This is a genomic window from Gallaecimonas xiamenensis 3-C-1, assembly GCF_000299915.1.
Lineage (GTDB): Bacteria > Pseudomonadota > Gammaproteobacteria > Enterobacterales > Gallaecimonadaceae > Gallaecimonas > Gallaecimonas xiamenensis.
Window position 1 is genome coordinate 42834 of record NZ_AMRI01000004.1, and the last position, 15581, is coordinate 58414.

Here is a 15581-nt window from a genome sequence, read left to right on the forward strand (position 1 = left end):
GGCCTCAACCTTTGATGAGGTTGATAACAGCCCAGCCGCCGTATACCACGGCAGGGAACAGCAGGGCGATAGTCCAGGCGCGGGCCTTGTCGATTTGGGTCCACAGTTGGATACCCAGGGCGGTCAGCACTGTGGTCCAGACGGTAAAGAGGCTCAGGGTACTGGCAAAGTTGAACCAGTTATCCCCTTGGCTCAGGCCCAGCAGGGCATTGAGGGTCAACAGCCCCAGTTGGCTTTGGTCTGGTACGGTGCTGGACGCCATTACCACCACAAAGCCCAGCAGGCTGGCGAGGATCTCCGGCAGGTGCGCCCACAGGCTCAGGGCCCACCAATCGGGGAAACCATGGGTGTTGTTGGGGTCCACTTTGGTGGCAAACATCAGGTAGAGACCGTGCAGGGTCAGTACTATCAGGTTGACCAAGGTGATCATCAGGGTGGTGGTGACCGTCATGCTCATGGGGGTAAAGAAGGCGGCAGCCTGTTCACGCTCGGCCGGGCTCACATCGCCCATGGCGGCCAGCATCTGGCCCTTGATCACCTCAAAATCATTGCCCAGGAAGTAGTAGGCCATGAAAAGGGCAGGGATCAGCGCATACAGAACAAAGGCCAGGAATGACCAACCTCTGTTCTTGTCTACCCCGACCAAGGCGCGGCTGGGCGCCACAAAAATATCGATAACGGCCCCGAAAACAGAAGAACTTTGCATAGCTATCCCTTTTGTCATTGTTTCCGGCACCCAAGCCACAGGCCTGCCGGCGTTCCCAAAGCTAGAAGTGTCCTGGCAGCCAAGCTGAGCTGTCAAGAGATTGACTCAAGATGTTTACAAGTTGTTACAAAGCGCCCATCGTTGGCATGGTGCAGATAAGATGTTGAAAAGCGATGATAATGGCAGGCCCAATCCAGGAGCAAAGGATGATTGAGGTAAAAGGACTGGCAAAGCGATTTGCCGTAACGGACCCCAAGAAGCTGACCGAAGAAGAAAAAGCCGATCCCCGTCTGCAGGGGCGTTTTTTTCACTCGGTTCGGCAAGTGGAATTTAGCTGCCAGCAAGGGGAGGTCTTGGCCCTGCTTGGCCCCAACGGCGCCGGTAAAACCACCACACTGCGCATGCTGAGCTCTGCCATCAAGCCCGACGCCGGCACCATTGAAATTGGCGGCATCGACGTGGTGCGCGACCCGGCCGCCGCCCGCAAGAAAATCGGCTTTTTGTCCTCCAGCACCGGCCTTTACGGCCGCCTGACCGCCATGGAAAACGTCGCCTACTTCGGCCGCATGCATGGCCTGGAAGGAGAAGCCCTTGCCGAGCGTATGGACAGCCTGTTCAGCCTGTTGGACATGAAGTCCTTCTTGCACCGCCGGGCAGAGCAGATGTCGTCCGGCATGAAGCAGCGCACCTCCATCGCCCGGGCCCTGGTCCATAACCCCCAGGTGGTGATCCTCGACGAGCCCACCACCGGCCTGGATATCATGGCCACCGAGACGGTGCTGTCGGTGGTGCGCCACCTGAAAAGCCAAGGGGTGCCGGTGATCTTCTCCACCCATCATCTGGACGAAGTGGCGGCCCTTTGTGACCGGGTAGCGGTTATCGACAGGGGTGAGACGGTATTTAACGACAGCCTGGCCCAGTTTGCGGCCCTCAATGGCGACCTGCGCCAGGCCCTGCTGACCCTGGTGATGAGCAAGGAGGCGGCCTGATGTGGACCCTGTATAAAAAGGAACTGCTGGAGCTGGTACGGGATAAAAAGACCCTCTTTTTCGCCATCGCCATGCCGCTGCTGATCTTCCCGCTGATCTTCGGTGGCATCGGCTTTATTACCGCCAAGCAAATCCAGAAGGCCGAAAGCGAGCCCCTGAAAGTGGCCCTGACCCGGGCCGTGCCCCAGGTGCTGGACGTGGTCCGTGACGCTTCCAATTTTGTGCTGGTGGATGACGTGGACCTTACCGACATACCGGCGGCTATCAAGGGGGGCAAGGTGGACGTGGTGCTGGCTATCCCACAAACCTTTGACCCCAGCCAGCCAAGCCAAAGCGAGTGGCAGGTCTATTTCAACGATGCTTCATCCATCAAGTCGGTGATGAGCCGGGTGGAGAAGGCCTTGAAACCCCTGGAAGACCGCCTGAAAGGTGACTTTAGCGCCCTGGTGGGGGTGGACGAGCCGGTACGGCTGGCCCTGGCCGAGCCGGTCAAGCTCACCAAGGTGTCGGTGGCGGACAAGCGCGAGTCCATCGGTGAGAAACTGGGAGGCTTTTTGCCCTATGTGCTCTTTTTTACCTGCCTGATGGGGGCTATGATGCCCGCCATTGACCTGGGGGCCGGTGAAAAGGAAAGGGGCACCCTGGAAACCTTGTTGCTGTCGCCGGTGCCCCGCACCAAGCTGGTACTGGGCAAGTTCCTGGTGGTCTTTACCACGGCGGTACTGGCAGCCTTGCTGTCGGTGGCCAGCTTTGCCATCTGGGGCCTTATTATCGGCCAGCACTTTGCCATTGACGCCATTATCAAGGTGTTCTCTGCCATCGGCGTGGGGGACGTGCTGCTGGTGCTGCTGATGCTGATCCCCATAGCGGCGATTTTTGCGGCGGCCATGTTGTCCTTGTCGGTCTATGCCCGCAGCTACAAGGAAGCCCAGAACTATATGGGGATGCTGAACCTGCCGCTGATCCTGCCCATAGTGGTGGCGCTGCTGCCGGGGGTGACTCTGGATGCCCAGTGGGCGCTGGTGCCCATTACCAATGTGGCCCTGGCCATCAAGGAGATCCTCAAAGGCACCGTCGACTATGGCCTGCTGGGGCTGATCCTGCTGTCTACCGCCGTGATAGCGGCGCTGCTGATAAGCTTCTGCGTCTACTGCTTTCGGCAGGAAAAGATACTGTTCCGCTAAAAAAGGCGCCTTAGGGCGCCTTTTTTGTCCCTTGCTGGCCGGCCAGCCTGTCGATGGTGGCCTGTTGGGACTCCAGGTTGAGTTTATCCACCGTTGCCTGCCATTGCAGCTTGAGGTTTTCTTCGGTGAGCCGGTGAACTTGCCGTTGCTGACAGACGTTAAAGGCGATGGAGGCCAAAAACAGCAGGCCTATTACCAGCAGGGCATCGAGATGCAGGGTCAGTTTCTTTTTCAGCATGGGGATGGCTCAAAGGGTTTTGGCCACCTTAGCAAGGTCCCGGGCTTGGCCCAAGGTCGATCAGTACAAAAAAGCCCGGCGAGCCGGGCTTTTTTATCAGCGAAAGCTTTGCACCAAGAGCCCGGCAATCAGCAATGGGCATACCCATTTGACGTACCAGCGCCAGACCCTGAGGGTGCGGCTGCTGGCCAGAGCTGGGCTACCTTGGGCCAAGGCGGCCAGGCAGCGCTGTTGCTGCCAGACCCAGCCGGCAAACAGGCACAGCAGCAGACCCACAAAGGGCTGCAGGTACTGGGTCGAGAGGCTTATCACCAGCTCGAACAGGGTCTCGAACTGCCAGAGGATCAGCACCGACAGGGCGCTCACCAACAGGCCTATCAGCACGGCGGCTTGGCTGCGGCCAAGAGGGCTTTCCTCGGCCACAAAGCTGACCGGCAGCTCCAGGATGTTGATGGAGGAGGTGATGGCGGCAATGGCCATCAGCAGGAAGAAGGCCAGGGCCACCCAGGGGCCCAGGGCGCCCATCTTGGCAAAGAGGCTCGGCAGCAGGTCAAAAACCAGGGTGCCTGAGGACACCAGGCTGCCGTCGTCGGCCTGGATGGATACCCCCAGGTGCTGGGCGGCATACATGGCCGGGAGGATCAACAGGCCGGCCAGGAAGGCCACGCTGGTATCCACCAGGGTCACCGACAGGGCCAGCTTGGGCAGGTTGCTGTCTTTGGCCAGATAAGAGCCGTACACCATCATGGCCCCCACCCCCAGGCCCAGGGAGAAAAATGCCTGGCCGGTGGCCGACAGCAGCAGGCCCGGGTCGTCCAAGGCGCCAAGGTCCGGCTTGAGGTAACGGCCAAGGCCGGCCAGAGCGCCGTCCTGGGTCAGCATAAAGGCGATAAGGCCAATCAGCAGCACGAACAGCATCGGCATCAGCCGCTTGGACCAGCTTTCCAGCCCCTGGCTGACGCCGCGCAGTACCACCGCTGCCGTCATGGCCATAAACACCAGGGTAAAGATCAGGTTGCGGCCAAAACCAAACTGTTCGCTCCAGTCGGCAGCGCCGTTAAGGCCCAGCAGGCGCAGGGCCGCCCCCAACAGGTAGCTCAGTAGCCAACCGGCGACAATGGCATAAAAGCTCAGCACCAGGCAGACGGTCACAATGCCCAAAAGGGCGGTGACAATCGCCAGCCAGCGCTGCCAGGGGCGGTTGGCCAGGGCCATCAGGGAGCGCACCGAGTTGGCCTGGCCATGGCGGCCGATGAGCAGCTCGGCCACCAGCACCGGGTAGGCCAGGGCGAAGATCAGCAGCAGGTACACCAGCAGGAAGGCGCCGCCCCCGTGCTGGGCGGCCTGGGTGGGAAAACCCCAGATATTGCCAAGGCCAACGGCGGCGCCGGCGGCGGCCAGCACAAAGCCCAGGCGGGAGCTGAATTGTCCACGATTGGTTGTTGTCATTGCAGGATACTCTGGACCATCACCAGCAGAATAAGCAGCGGGCAGACCAGTTTGACATAGCCGGGCCAGAGTCTCCAGAACCATGATTTTGCAAAGGTTTCATCCTTGGCGGCCAGGGTTTTCAGGAGACTGTCACGGCGCCAGAGCCAGCCGGCGAAAAGACAGAACACCAGCCCAAGCAGCGGTTGGGCGTATTGGGTGACCACTTTGACCACCAGGCCGAACAGCCACTGGAATTGCCAGCAGATAAGGGCCATGGCGACCAGCACCAGGGCCAACACCATGCCGCTGGCCTGGCGGCGGCTGGCACCGGTGCGGGCTACCAGGGAGGCGGTAGGCACTTCCAGCATCGACAGGGTGGAGGTGAGGGCGGCCAGGGTCAGCAGCAGGAAAAAGCCCAGGGACAGCACCAGGCCGGCGCTGCCCAGGTTGTCAAAGAGCCGGGGGAAAAGGTCGAACACCAGGGTGTCGGAGCTGATCAGCTCGCCCTTGGCGTCCAGTATGGCCAGGCCCTGGGCCTTGGCTACGTACATGGCGGGGATAACCAACAGGCCCGCCAAGAAGGCGATACCCGAGTCAATCAAGGTGACCTGCAGGCCCAGCTTGGGTAGGGAAGCATCCTGGTCCAGGTAGCTGGCGTAGACCATCATCACGCACACGCCGATGGACAAGGAAAAGAAGGCTTGGCCGGTAGCCGCCAGCCACAGGCTGGGCTCAAGGAGTTTGGCCGGGTTGGGGGTTAGGTATAGAGCCAGGCCTTCACTGCCCCCGGGCAGGGTCAACACATAGCCGGCCAGGGCAATCAGCACCAGCAGCAGGGCCGGCATCAGGCGGCGGGACCAAGTCTCAATCCCCTCCTGCAGGCCCCTTTGCACCACCCACCAAGTGAGCAGGCCAAAAAGACCGCCAAGGGCCAAGTTGCGGCCCAGGCCAAACTCGGTCAGCCAAGGCCAATCAACCCCCAATAGCTTTAATAGGGCGTCTCCCATGTAGCCTACCAGCCAGCCGGCCACGATCAGGTAGAAGCTCAAAATGGCGCTGACCGCCAACAGTCCCAGTACACCCACCAGCTTGCCGGTTAAGCCAGCCAGAGAGCCCAAGTCGGCAATGGGCTCCTGATGGCCACGGCGGCCTATAGCCATTTCCGCCACCAGGGCCGGATAGGCCAGGGCAAACACCAATACTAGGTAGAGCAAAAGAAAGGCGCCACCGCCGTGCTGGGCGGCTTGGGTAGGAAAGCCCCAGATGTTGCCCAGGCCAACGGCAGAACCGGCGGCGGTAAGGACAAAGCCGAGGCGGCTGGAAAATTGGGTTTTGACCATGACAGGAGGATGTAAAGAAAGGATGCCGCATGATAGCGGTTCGCCGACGGCGGCGTCTATTGACAGTACCTTCATTCGATTTTGTGAGGTAAAGGCTGCGAATTTTAGCGGTATTCTTTTTGTTTTCTGAAGGTAGAGTGAGGGCCATTCAACTTGAACGAGGCATTGTCCCATGAAAAAAGTACTGCTCCTGAGCAGCTCTATCTTCGGTGACCAGGGTAACTCTTCGCAACTGGCGGCGGCATTTAAAGCCGAGCTGGCTGGCAAAGACGTTCAGATCACCGAAAAGGATCTGATTGCCCTCGACCTGCCCCACCTGGGTGCCCCCGAGATCCTGAGCTGGATGGCCGCTCCTGGCGACCGCACCGCCGAGCAGGCCGAACTGGCCCAGCGCTCCGACTTGCTCATTGAAGAATTCACTGCCCATGACGTTATCGTACTGGCCGTGCCCCTTTACAACCTGGGTATTCCCAGCCAGGTTAAAGCCTACCTGGATCGCCTGGCCCGTGCCGGTGTGACCTTCAAGTACACCGAAAATGGCCCCCAAGGCCTTATCGAAGGCAAGAAACTGGTGGTGCTGGCCGCCCGTGGCGGTGTTTATGCCGGTAGCCAGTGGGATTCCCAAACCCCGCACCTGGGCGCCTTGTTTAACCTGATGGGTGTCAACGACCAGACCTTCGTTTATGCCGAAGGCCTGAACATGGGCGAAGACGCCAAAGCCAAGGCCTTTGCCGACGCCAAAGTGAAAATTGCTGAAGTGGCCGCTGCTCTCTAAGGCGTCCACCCAGCAAAAAGCCCGGCAACTGCCGGGCTTTTTCATGCCTAGAAAAAGAGCCTGAGCAAAGGATTGGCCAGGCGCCCCAGGGGGCCGGTAAAGACCAAGGGCGCGCTCAGCACCGTAAAGCAAAGGCAGGGGCTGTCCTGGGTGTAGGGTTGGTGCTCGTCGGCCGGGGTTTTCAGCAGAAAATCCCCCTCGCCATAGCGGCCGCCTTCATCGGCCAGGCTGCCCGACAGCACCAGGGTGATCTCTTCGCCCCCATGGGTGTGCTTGGGGATACGGGTATGGCTGTCCACGTAAAGAAAGCTGGCCTTGGCTTTTTTGTCCCCAAGATCCAGGTCGGCGCTCCATACCTTGGAGCCCAGGCGGCGCCAACTGCCTACGCTAGCCACCAGGCCACCAAGGGCCTTGGGCAGTACAAAGCTTTCGCCGTTGACACTGAGACTGGGCAGGGTAATAGGGGCGGGCTGGGCAGGCGGCGCCTGGTCCAGCCTGGCCAGCAGGGCGTCAAAGTCGTCTTGACGTACCGGTAGGCTCTGGGCCTCGAAGGCGCCGGCCGCCTCTTCTTCCAGTTCGGCCAACACCGCCTGGCAATAGCTGCAACCGGCCAGGTGGGCAGCCAGGGCGGCGCTGGTGGCCAAGGGCAAGTCGCCGGCCTGATGGGCGACCAGCAGGGCCTGGGCAGGATGGTGCTTAATCTTCACGGTGCAGATGCTCCTTGAGGCGTTCCAGAGCCAGGCGGACCCGGGATTTGACGGTGCCAAGGGGCACCCCCAGTTCAGCCGCCGTTTCCTGCTGGGTTTTGTCTTCCACGTAAATCTTCTCTATGACCTGGCGCTGGGCCTTGGGTAGCAGGGCCAGGCAGGCCCTGGCCTGGTCGCCGAGGATCTGCTGTTCCAGGTCATCGGGCTCCAGATCCTGGCTGTCCAAGGGCCACAAATCGTCGGCCACCAGGGTTTCCGGGCGGGCCGCTTGGCGCCGCATCATGTCAAAACTCTGGTTGCGGGCTACCCGGTATACCCAGGTGCTGACAGCCGCTTTGTCCGGGTCGTAAAGATGGGCCTTGTTCCACAGGGTCAGCAAGGTCTCCTGGACCAGCTCCATGGCCAGCTGCTCATTACCGAACTGCTTGAAGCCAAAGGCCTTGAGGCGGGGCGCAAAGTGAGTGAATACGCGGCGAAAGGCCTCTTTACAGCGAGCCTTGGCGATAAGACTGAGATCCTCTGCCAGCTTGTCCGCGCTCACATTGTTGTCCACTTGCCTGGGGGTACTGGTGCCAGTATATCCCTTTGTGCCCGGGGCTGTTATCCACATTCCGTCACTCCAACTTGCCCGCATCAAAGGGCTTTGCCGGACATACGTGGCAGCTAGCCGTGCAGATCAGTAGGTGGCGGCCCAAAGCCCCAACCGTCAAAACCCACAGGAGCCGGGTAGCCGGCGGGCCTTTGCGCCAGCCAGGGCAGGCGGTGAATGCGGGCGGTGGGCAGCTCGGCCAGCTCCGGCAGCCAGTGGCGCAGGTAAAGTGCATCGGGGTCGTAATGCTGGCTCTGCCAGGCCACGTCGAAATAAATGGCCCTGGGGTTGGCGCCGTGGCCGGCGATATAGGCCCAGTTACCCCAGTTGGCCGACACCTGGTAGTCCAGTAGATGTTGCTCGAACCAGTCGGCGCCGGCGCGCCAGTCCTGGCCGAGATCATGCACCAGGAAGCTGGCCGCATTCTGGCGGGCCCTGTTGCTCATGTAGCCTGTGGCCAGCAGTTCACGCATGGCCGCATCCACCAGGGGCAGGCCGGTCTGGCCCTGCTGCCAGGCTTTAAGGCGCTGATCCCTTGCCCCTTTGGGACCGCCGGTAAAGACCCGGGCCCCTTGGCCGGCCAACCAGTGATGAAAGAATTCGCGCCATAAGAGTTCATCCAAGAGCTGCTGGCGGCCAGGACCGGCCGGGGCACTGTGCACCGCTTGCCAGACATGGTCTATGGCCAGCAACCCTTCGGCCAGGTAGGCCGACAACTGGCTGGAAAAGCTGTCCCCCAGCAGGCCGTTGCGGCTGGCCTTGTAATGGCTAAGGTGCTGGCGAACAAAGTGCAGCAGCCGTTCGTTGGCGGCCTCCTCCCCGGGTTCAAAGCGAAAGGTACCTGGCAGCGGGGCCAGGGTGGGGGCGGCCAGGGGGCTTGAAGGCGGCGCCGCCAGGCAGGACCTTGGCTGGGGAGCTGCCATGCTCTTTTTAAACTGGCTGAAGGTGGCTCCTGCCTCGGCGGTATCGAACAGGGTGTTGGCCGGGGCCAACTCGGCCCCAAGGGTGCTGCCAAGGGCCGCTTCCTCAGGGGCCAGTGGCTGGGCCATGCGCACCTGGCTTACCCCATGGCGTGCCAAAAAGTCCGGCAGTTGACGTTGTTCCAGCACAAAGAGGTCGGCCCCCCGTTGGCGCAGTGTCTGTTGTGCCTTGGCCAGGTTGGCGGCCAGCCAGGCCTGGCGAAGGGGGCTGGCGCGCCTTGGCCAGCACCAGAGCAGCAGGGCGCTGTCGACACCGTCAAATAGGGGATTGCGGTGCAGCCGCAGCTGACCGTTCAGCAAGATGGCCTGCATCTTTTACTCCTTCTACAACGTTCGGAGCAGTATTTGACCTGGTCCCAGCTGTCTTTCCACTTACGGCGCCACGAGAAGGGCCTTTGGCAGACAGGGCAGATCTTCACAGGTCGTTGTCGTCCAGTCTTCGCCATAGGGCCTGGGCCTGCTGGGTTATGGCATCCCGTTTGTCGGGGCCGAACCTGTCCAAGGTTCGGTAGGGCATAGCCAAACGGGGGTTTGCTTCAAGTTTGGACCGGTTTCGCAGTAAAAAATGCCAATAAAAGGCATTAAAGGGGCAGGCCTTGGGGCCGGTGAGGCTGTTGACGTCGTAGGGGCACTGGCTGCAATAGTTGGACATGCGTTTGATGTACTTGCCGGAGGCGGCATAGGGCTTGGACGCCATTAGGCCGCCGTCGGCGTGCATCACCATACCCAGGGTATTGGGCAGCTCCACCCACTCGTAGGCGTCCATGTAGACCGCCAGATACCAGTCGCAGATCGCCTCAACTGACAAACCGGCTATCAGGGCGAAGTTACCGGTGATCATCAGCCGCTGGATATGGTGGGCGTAGCCGTTATCCAGGCTGTTGCGAAGGGCTTCGTGCATGCAGCGCATCTGGGTTTGCCCGGTCCAGTAAAAATCCGGCAGGGGCCGGGTGCTAGCCAAGGCGTTATTGGCCTTGTAACCCGGCATCAGGGTCCAATACACCCCCCGGACATACTCGCGCCAGCCAAGAATTTGCCGGATAAAGCCCTCCACCGCCGCCAGCGGGGCATGGCCGCTGTGGTAGGCCTCTTCGGCCGCCTGACAGACTTCCTGGGGGCCGAGCAGGCCCAGGTTGATAAGGGGGGAGAGCCTGGAGTGAAAGAGCCAGTCCTCGCCTATGGCCATGGCGTCCTGCCAGGCGCCGAATGACGGCAGGCGCAATTGAATAAAGTCGGCCAGCTCCGCCAGGGCTTCCTGCCGGGTGACCGGAAAATCGAAGGGCCTGAGTTTGCCCATATGCTGGCCAAAGTGCTGCTCAACCAGGTCCAGTACCCCTTCCCTGATGGGGTCGTTGGGGTAGTGGCGAAGGGGCGGCACCTGGGCGCTGCCGTCCCAGCCTTGGCGGTTGTCGGCATCGAAGTTCCAGCGGCCACCAAGGGGCCGGCCCTGGTCCATCAGCAGGCCGCTTTGGCGACGCTGCTGGTGGTAAAAATGCTCCATACGCCATTGGCTGCGGCCCTTTGCCCATTGGCCAAAGGCTTGGCGGGAGCAAAAAAAACGGTCGTCATCCAAGAGGGTAACGGTAATGCCGAGGCGAGCCTGCCAGCCTTGCATCTCGGCCAGCAGGCGCCACTCCCCCGGCTCGGTTACCAGCAGGCTGTCAAGGCTGGGATCTTTGGCAAGGGTCGCCTCTACTTCCGCCACCAGGCTGGGTCTGGAGCCGGGCAGGGCGCAGTAGCGCAGGCGATAACCGGCGTCTTTAAGGCTTTTGCCGAAATGGCGCATGGCGCTGAATACCAGGGCCAGTTTCTTCTGATGGTGGGGGCTGTAGCTGGCCTCGGTCATCACTTCGGCCATCAACACGGCATCCCCCGGCTGGTAACAGCGCAGGCTGGCAAGGTTAAGGCTGAGCTGGTCCCCCAGCACCAGGATCAGTTTGGCCATCGACTACCCAAAAAAATGGCGGGCCTGAGCCCGCCGCAGTGTCAGACAGGAGATCACAACGCACGTTCAATGGCTTTACGCAGCTCTTCGCTGTCCGGTTTGGTCCGGCTGGAAAAGAGTTCGATGACCTTGCCGTCCTTGCCCACCAGGTATTTGTAGAAGTTCCACTTGGGGGCGCTGTCGTCGGCTTGGCTGGCCAGGATGCGATAGAGGGGATCGGCATCGTCACCGCGCACATGGAGCTTCTCGAACATGGGGAAGTTGACCTTGTACTTGGTAAAACAGACCTCGGCGGTGGTCTTCTCGTCGTCCGCTTCCTGGAAGAAATCATCGGAGGGGAAACCCAGCACCACCAGGCCCTTGTCCTTGTATTGGCTGTACAGGGCTTCCAGGCCGTCAAACTGGGGGGTAAAGCCGCAGTAGCTGGCGGTGTTGACGATCAGCAGGGTCTTGCCCTGGTAGGCCTGGCACAGGTTGACCGTTTCCTCGGAGTTGAGCTTGCGCTTGACGAATTTGAGGGTGCTTGGGCAATCGGCGGCCATGGCCGGCAAGGCCAGGGCGGCCAGCAGGGGAATAAGGCGTTTTAGCATGACAATGCTCCGTTTGTGTTTTGGCGTCGTACGACCCAGGGTCGGCCATCAGATCAGGACCTTATCATGTTCCAGCATCTTCCCAAGGGCTGCAATGCCTTGGTGATAGGCGCCAGCCAAGGCATAGGCCGGGCCCTTTGCGCCCAGTTGGCCAGCCACCCCCAGGTGAACCAGCTGTATGCCGCCAGCCGTTCTGGCCAAAGTGCCCATGGCATCGCCGTCAGTGCCGACATCTGTACCCAAGAGGGCAGGCAGGCCTTGGTCAAGGCTTTGGGGGGCGCACCTTTGCATCTACTCATCAACACGGTCGGGCGCCTGCACGGCGAGGGGCTGGCGCCGGAAAAGCGCCTGGAGTCCCTGACCGAGGCTGCCTTTATGGACAGCATCAGGGTCAACGCCTTGGCCCAGGCGCTGACGGTACAAGCGCTGCTACCCCATCTCGCCGCCGCCGGCCAGGCCCTTATCGGCCACCTGTCGGCCCGGGTTGGGTCCATCGGCGACAACCATCTGGGGGGCTGGTACAGCTACCGGGCCGCCAAGGCTGCCCAGAACCAGCTTAACCGCACCCTGGCAGTGGAGCTGGGCCGGCGCCACCCTGGGGTGTTGTTGCTGACCCTGCATCCGGGCACTACCGATACTGCTCTGTCCCGCCCCTTTGGCCAGAATGTGCCGCCTGAGCGGCTTTTCAGCCCGCAGCGGGCGGCCGGGCAGCTGTTGGCCATTTTGGAAGTGGCTGGCCCACAGGCCCATGGCGGCTTTTGGGCTTGGGACGGCAGCGCCATTCCCTGGTAAGGAATACAAGGCCTTGAGGATATCAACAGAAGCTGGGGGCAAGGTTGTGGATAACTTGAAGTCTGTTGAAGGAAAGGCCCCTGACAGGGAGTTGACCCAGGATTGGCTGAAAAGTGACCGACAAGCGCAATGGCCTGGTCAAAGGAGCAGAAGTTGTTGATGGAGAAAAGTATCCGCCACAGGAAATCAGGTTAACAGAGGGGTCACCCTGTGGCGGTGTCATGGGACGAAAATGCTTGCCAAGGTATTAAGCGACCCAGGCATCCATTAACTGAGTATTTTTGTGTAAAAAGTTAGGAAATCGCTAATAAATTCAGCGTCATCAATGTGGCTTTTATCTCGGTTTGAGCCTCGCCGACCAAGGGTTTCAAGGGGGGCACCAGGCTGTTGTTGGCAAGGCCCATGGCCGAGGCGGCGGCTGCCATCACCTTGAGGCTGCCGTAGCGACTGAACAGTGCCCAAAGGGCCCCCAGGTCGGCAGGGTCTGTGCCCTGGTTTATGGCGCTGACCAGCCTCTGGCAGGCCTCGGGGAAAAGCCCTGCCAGCACCGAATGCCAATGATCGGCGCCGGCACCAAGGGCAGCGGCCGCAAACCCATCCCCGGCCACTCCTAACTGAATGGAAGGCGGCAGCATGGGCCGCAGCGCCTGCAAGGTGTCGGCGCTCAGGCCCGGAATTTTAAAGGCTGCCACCTGGGGCAGGGCCGCCAGTTGCTGGCGCAGGGTATTGGAAAAGGTGAACTGGGTGGTGCGGGGATTTTCATAAACGCAGACAGGTACCGAGGACGCCTGGCTGACCGCCTGGTAAAGGCCGAACACTTCGTCCTCCTCCAGTGGCTGGTAGGAGACCGGGGCCAGCAGCAACGCCTTGGCGCCGGCCTGCTGGGCGCCCTCTGCCAAGGTCAGGACGTCACGGCTGGCCAGGGCGCTGATCCCCACCATCACCGGCACGCCCTGCGACTCGGCAACGGCAATACGGGCCGCCTCCTGGCGCTCTTTGAGGGAAAGGTAAGGGGCGCAACCGGTAGAACCCAAGGCACCGATACAGTCGACCCGGGCGGCCGCCAGGCGCGCGATCAGCCCGGCATAGGCCTGGGCGTCAAGGCCGTCGTCATAGGGGGTAAGGGGAAAAGCGCTCAAGGTTCCGAACATGGCCGACAGGCTCCCGGTAAAAAGCCGAGGTTAGCCTAATGGTTAGCCAGAACAAAAGCTTGTCCAGATAGGGGAGCTGTAAAAAAGAAACCGCCACAGCAAGGCAAGACACTCACTGAGGGCTGTGGCGGCTATTAAGGACAAGTTGCTTGCGAGGGCATTGGCGCCCAAAGAGGGAAAGCGGCGAGGGGGCCGTCAAACTTGAAAAGAAAAAGGCGCCAGCGGCGCCTTTTTTTGCTTAGCGAAGCAGGGAGAGGAATTCCTTGCGGGTGTCCGAAGACTCGCGCAGGGCACCCAGCATGACGCTGGATTTCATGACGCTGTTCTGTTTTTCCACACCGCGCATCTGCATGCACATGTGCTTGGCTTCGATCACCACCCCCACCCCTTTGGCGCCGGTCACTTCCTGCACGGCCAGGGCGATTTCGCGGGTCAGGTTCTCCTGGATCTGCAGGCGGCGGGCAAACATGTCGACGATGCGGGCAAATTTGGACAGCCCCAGCACCTTGCCACTGGGCAGGTAGCCGATATGGCAGCGGCCCACGAAGGGCAGCAGGTGGTGCTCACAGAGGGAGTACAGCTCGATGTCCTTGATGATCACCAGCTCGTCGTTGTCGGAGCTGAACACGGCGCCGTTGACCAGTTCCTCCAGGGACTGATGGTAGCCCTTGGTCAGGTACTGCATGGCCTTGGCGGCACGCTCGGGGGTCTTGAGCAGGCCTTCACGGGAAGGGTCTTCCCCCAGGCCACGGATAATGGCTTCGTAATGCTTAGCCAATTGTTCAGTCATGGGATGCTCTCTTAGCGAATATGACGGCCGCCGTCCACGTGCAGGGTGCGGCCGGTAACGTAATGGCTGTTCAACAGGTACTCCACCGCCAGCCACACCTCGTCGCTGCCCGGTTCGATACCCATCACCGACTTGGCCAGGGTCTTGGCCTTGTAGGCCTCGTCGTCATCCTCGTTGAAGATGATGAGGCTGGGGGCGATGGCGTTAACCCTGACCCTCGGACCCAACTGTTTGGCAAAGGAAAGGGTCAGGCTGGCCAGGGCCGCCTTGGCAGCCACATAGGCAATGTGCCTGTCACTTCCCCGCTCTACGGTGTAGTCGGTGATGTGGATGATGCTGCCCCCGTCCTGCACCTGTGGCGCCAGGTGGCGATTGAGCAGGTAGGGTGCCTTGGCATGGACCTGCATCATGGCGTCAAAGTGGCAGGCCGCCGCGTCCAGGGCCGGCTCCAGCTCCCAACTGGAAGCGTTATGGATGATGGCACTAAGGGGCTGGCCCTGCAGGGCATCGGCCAGGGCCTGGATACCGGCGTCCGTGGCAAAGTCGGCCTGGACGCAGCGCACACCCTCGGCGGTCAATTGGTCGATCACCTCCCGGTGGCGGCGATAGGTCATGATGACCGGCAGGCCCCGCTCCTTGAGGCGACGGACCAAGTGCAAGCCGACGCGCTGGGCGGCGCCGGTGATCAGCACGGGATTGGCCGTCATTTGGCTTTCTCAACGGTTAAAGTCAAACTGGGCAGTCATACTACCTGCTTGGCCGCCCTGGATCACCTTATGCCGTCACTTTTGTGGTGCCGTTGCCCAGTTGTTGAACTGCTGGGCGATAGCCATCCCCCCGCCGCGAAATCCGCTCAGCGTCTGGCCGCCCAGCACCTGGGCAGCCTGCTGCTGGGGCGCTTTTTGGGCCGGCCCGTGGCGCCGGACGAGCTGAAAAGGGACGAGACGGGGGCACCCTGGCACCCCGAGGCCAAGGTCAGTCTCAGCCACAGCGGTGCCTGGGTGGCAGCGGCGGTGTCCGACCAATTACTGGGCATTGACATTGAAGTCCCCAAATCCCGCCGGCCCCTTGGCGCCATGGCCGACTGGCTAGGCTGGCCCCAGCAGCATTTTTACCGGCGCTGGTGCGCCTATGAAGCTGCCATCAAAACCTGGGGCAGGGCAGTGGCGCCCGAGCAGCTGCTTTGGGGTGAAAAAACCGTCACAGCGCCGGGGTTGGCGCCGCTTTTCCTCTACAACTGTTCACAATCTGTACCCTTGGTCATTGCGTCTGTCACAAAATTGCGACCACGTTGGCAAAGTCCGATATTAATGAAAGCTGAATGTCTGATAGACTGCGGCGTCCGGGGCTAGGCCCCCTGAAAGATACAGAATG

18 protein-coding genes are annotated in these 15581 nt (G+C 61.0%); 5 read left to right on the forward strand and 13 right to left on the reverse strand.

Translation table 11 applies throughout. The features are described from left to right. Positions 1-4 precede the first annotated feature (4 nt). The gene (locus B3C1_RS03540) at positions 5-706 is read right to left on the reverse strand and encodes a YIP1 family protein (RefSeq protein WP_008482961.1); all 702 of its coding nucleotides are present in this window, start codon (positions 704-706) and stop codon (positions 5-7) included. A gap of 206 nt (positions 707-912) precedes the next feature. Here B3C1_RS03540 and B3C1_RS03545 point away from each other — a divergent pair, with 206 nt between their 5' ends. Both B3C1_RS03545 and B3C1_RS03550 read left to right on the forward strand, forming a co-directional pair. Beyond that, positions 913-1695: an ATP-binding cassette domain-containing protein gene (locus B3C1_RS03545; protein WP_008482963.1), complete on the forward strand. Its 783-nt coding sequence runs from the start codon at positions 913-915 to the stop codon at positions 1693-1695. Beyond that, complete coding sequence (locus B3C1_RS03550; protein WP_008482965.1) at positions 1695-2879, forward strand: ABC transporter permease; 1185 nt, start codon at positions 1695-1697, stop codon at positions 2877-2879. The genes B3C1_RS03545 and B3C1_RS03550 overlap by 1 nt, the downstream gene beginning before the upstream one ends. Positions 2880-2889: 10 nt before the next feature. On the opposite strand, the gene B3C1_RS03555 is transcribed toward B3C1_RS03550, so the two are convergent. The 3 genes from B3C1_RS03555 to B3C1_RS03565 form a co-directional block, all read right to left on the reverse strand. Continuing rightward, positions 2890-3117 carry a hypothetical protein gene (locus B3C1_RS03555; protein WP_008482966.1) on the reverse strand — a complete coding sequence of 76 codons (228 nt, stop codon included), beginning with the start codon at positions 3115-3117 and terminating at the stop codon, positions 2890-2892. A gap of 96 nt (positions 3118-3213) precedes the next feature. Further along, positions 3214-4566, reverse strand: coding sequence for a sodium-dependent transporter (locus tag B3C1_RS03560; protein ID WP_008482967.1), 1353 nt, complete (start codon positions 4564-4566; stop codon positions 3214-3216). Beyond that, entirely contained in the window at positions 4563-5888 is a 1326-nt protein-coding gene (locus B3C1_RS03565; RefSeq protein ID WP_008482968.1) for a sodium-dependent transporter, read from the reverse strand. The genes B3C1_RS03560 and B3C1_RS03565 overlap by 4 nt, the downstream gene beginning before the upstream one ends. 172 nt (positions 5889-6060) lie before the next feature. Between B3C1_RS03565 and B3C1_RS03570 the strand changes: the two genes are divergently transcribed. Continuing rightward, complete coding sequence (locus B3C1_RS03570; protein WP_008482969.1) at positions 6061-6663, forward strand: FMN-dependent NADH-azoreductase; 603 nt, start codon at positions 6061-6063, stop codon at positions 6661-6663. A gap of 47 nt (positions 6664-6710) precedes the next feature. Here the strand turns inward: B3C1_RS03570 and B3C1_RS03575 are convergent, their stop codons facing one another. From B3C1_RS03575 to B3C1_RS03595, 6 genes are all read right to left on the reverse strand, one after another. Next, complete coding sequence (locus B3C1_RS03575; protein WP_008482970.1) at positions 6711-7370, reverse strand: ChrR family anti-sigma-E factor; 660 nt, start codon at positions 7368-7370, stop codon at positions 6711-6713. Beyond that, complete coding sequence (locus tag B3C1_RS03580; RefSeq protein WP_237750959.1) at positions 7360-7911, reverse strand: sigma-70 family RNA polymerase sigma factor; 552 nt, start codon at positions 7909-7911, stop codon at positions 7360-7362. The genes B3C1_RS03575 and B3C1_RS03580 overlap by 11 nt, the downstream gene beginning before the upstream one ends. A gap of 122 nt (positions 7912-8033) precedes the next feature. Next, the gene (locus tag B3C1_RS03585) at positions 8034-9251 is read right to left on the reverse strand and encodes an FAD-binding domain-containing protein (protein ID WP_008482973.1); all 1218 of its coding nucleotides are present in this window, start codon (positions 9249-9251) and stop codon (positions 8034-8036) included. Continuing rightward, positions 9233-9385: a DUF2256 domain-containing protein gene (locus B3C1_RS19685; protein WP_008482974.1), complete on the reverse strand. Its 153-nt coding sequence runs from the start codon at positions 9383-9385 to the stop codon at positions 9233-9235. The genes B3C1_RS03585 and B3C1_RS19685 overlap by 19 nt, the downstream gene beginning before the upstream one ends. Further along, the gene (locus tag B3C1_RS03590; protein ID WP_008482975.1) at positions 9355-10884 is read right to left on the reverse strand and encodes a cryptochrome/photolyase family protein; all 1530 of its coding nucleotides are present in this window, start codon (positions 10882-10884) and stop codon (positions 9355-9357) included. The genes B3C1_RS19685 and B3C1_RS03590 overlap by 31 nt, the downstream gene beginning before the upstream one ends. 53 nt (positions 10885-10937) lie before the next feature. Then, positions 10938-11474, reverse strand: a complete 537-nt coding sequence (locus B3C1_RS03595; protein WP_008482976.1) for a glutathione peroxidase — start codon at positions 11472-11474, stop codon at positions 10938-10940. A gap of 66 nt (positions 11475-11540) precedes the next feature. Here B3C1_RS03595 and B3C1_RS03600 point away from each other — a divergent pair, with 66 nt between their 5' ends. Next, the gene (locus tag B3C1_RS03600; RefSeq protein ID WP_008482977.1) at positions 11541-12266 is read left to right on the forward strand and encodes an SDR family NAD(P)-dependent oxidoreductase; all 726 of its coding nucleotides are present in this window, start codon (positions 11541-11543) and stop codon (positions 12264-12266) included. 293 nt (positions 12267-12559) lie between these two features. On the opposite strand, the gene B3C1_RS03605 is transcribed toward B3C1_RS03600, so the two are convergent. From B3C1_RS03605 to folM, 3 genes are all read right to left on the reverse strand, one after another. Then, the gene (locus B3C1_RS03605) at positions 12560-13417 is read right to left on the reverse strand and encodes a dihydrodipicolinate synthase family protein (protein ID WP_008482978.1); all 858 of its coding nucleotides are present in this window, start codon (positions 13415-13417) and stop codon (positions 12560-12562) included. Positions 13418-13655: 238 nt separating this feature from the next. Continuing rightward, complete coding sequence (gene folE / locus B3C1_RS03610; RefSeq protein ID WP_008482979.1) at positions 13656-14207, reverse strand: GTP cyclohydrolase I FolE; 552 nt, start codon at positions 14205-14207, stop codon at positions 13656-13658. 11 nt (positions 14208-14218) lie between these two features. Beyond that, a complete protein-coding gene (gene folM / locus B3C1_RS03615) occupies positions 14219-14914 on the reverse strand; it encodes a dihydromonapterin reductase (RefSeq protein WP_035481028.1) in 696 nt (231 codons plus the stop codon). Positions 14915-14983: 69 nt separating this feature from the next. On the opposite strand from folM, the gene B3C1_RS03620 reads away from it, so the two are divergent. Then, positions 14984-15559, forward strand: a complete 576-nt coding sequence (locus B3C1_RS03620) for a 4'-phosphopantetheinyl transferase family protein (protein ID WP_035481031.1) — start codon at positions 14984-14986, stop codon at positions 15557-15559. Positions 15560-15581 lie beyond the last annotated feature (22 nt).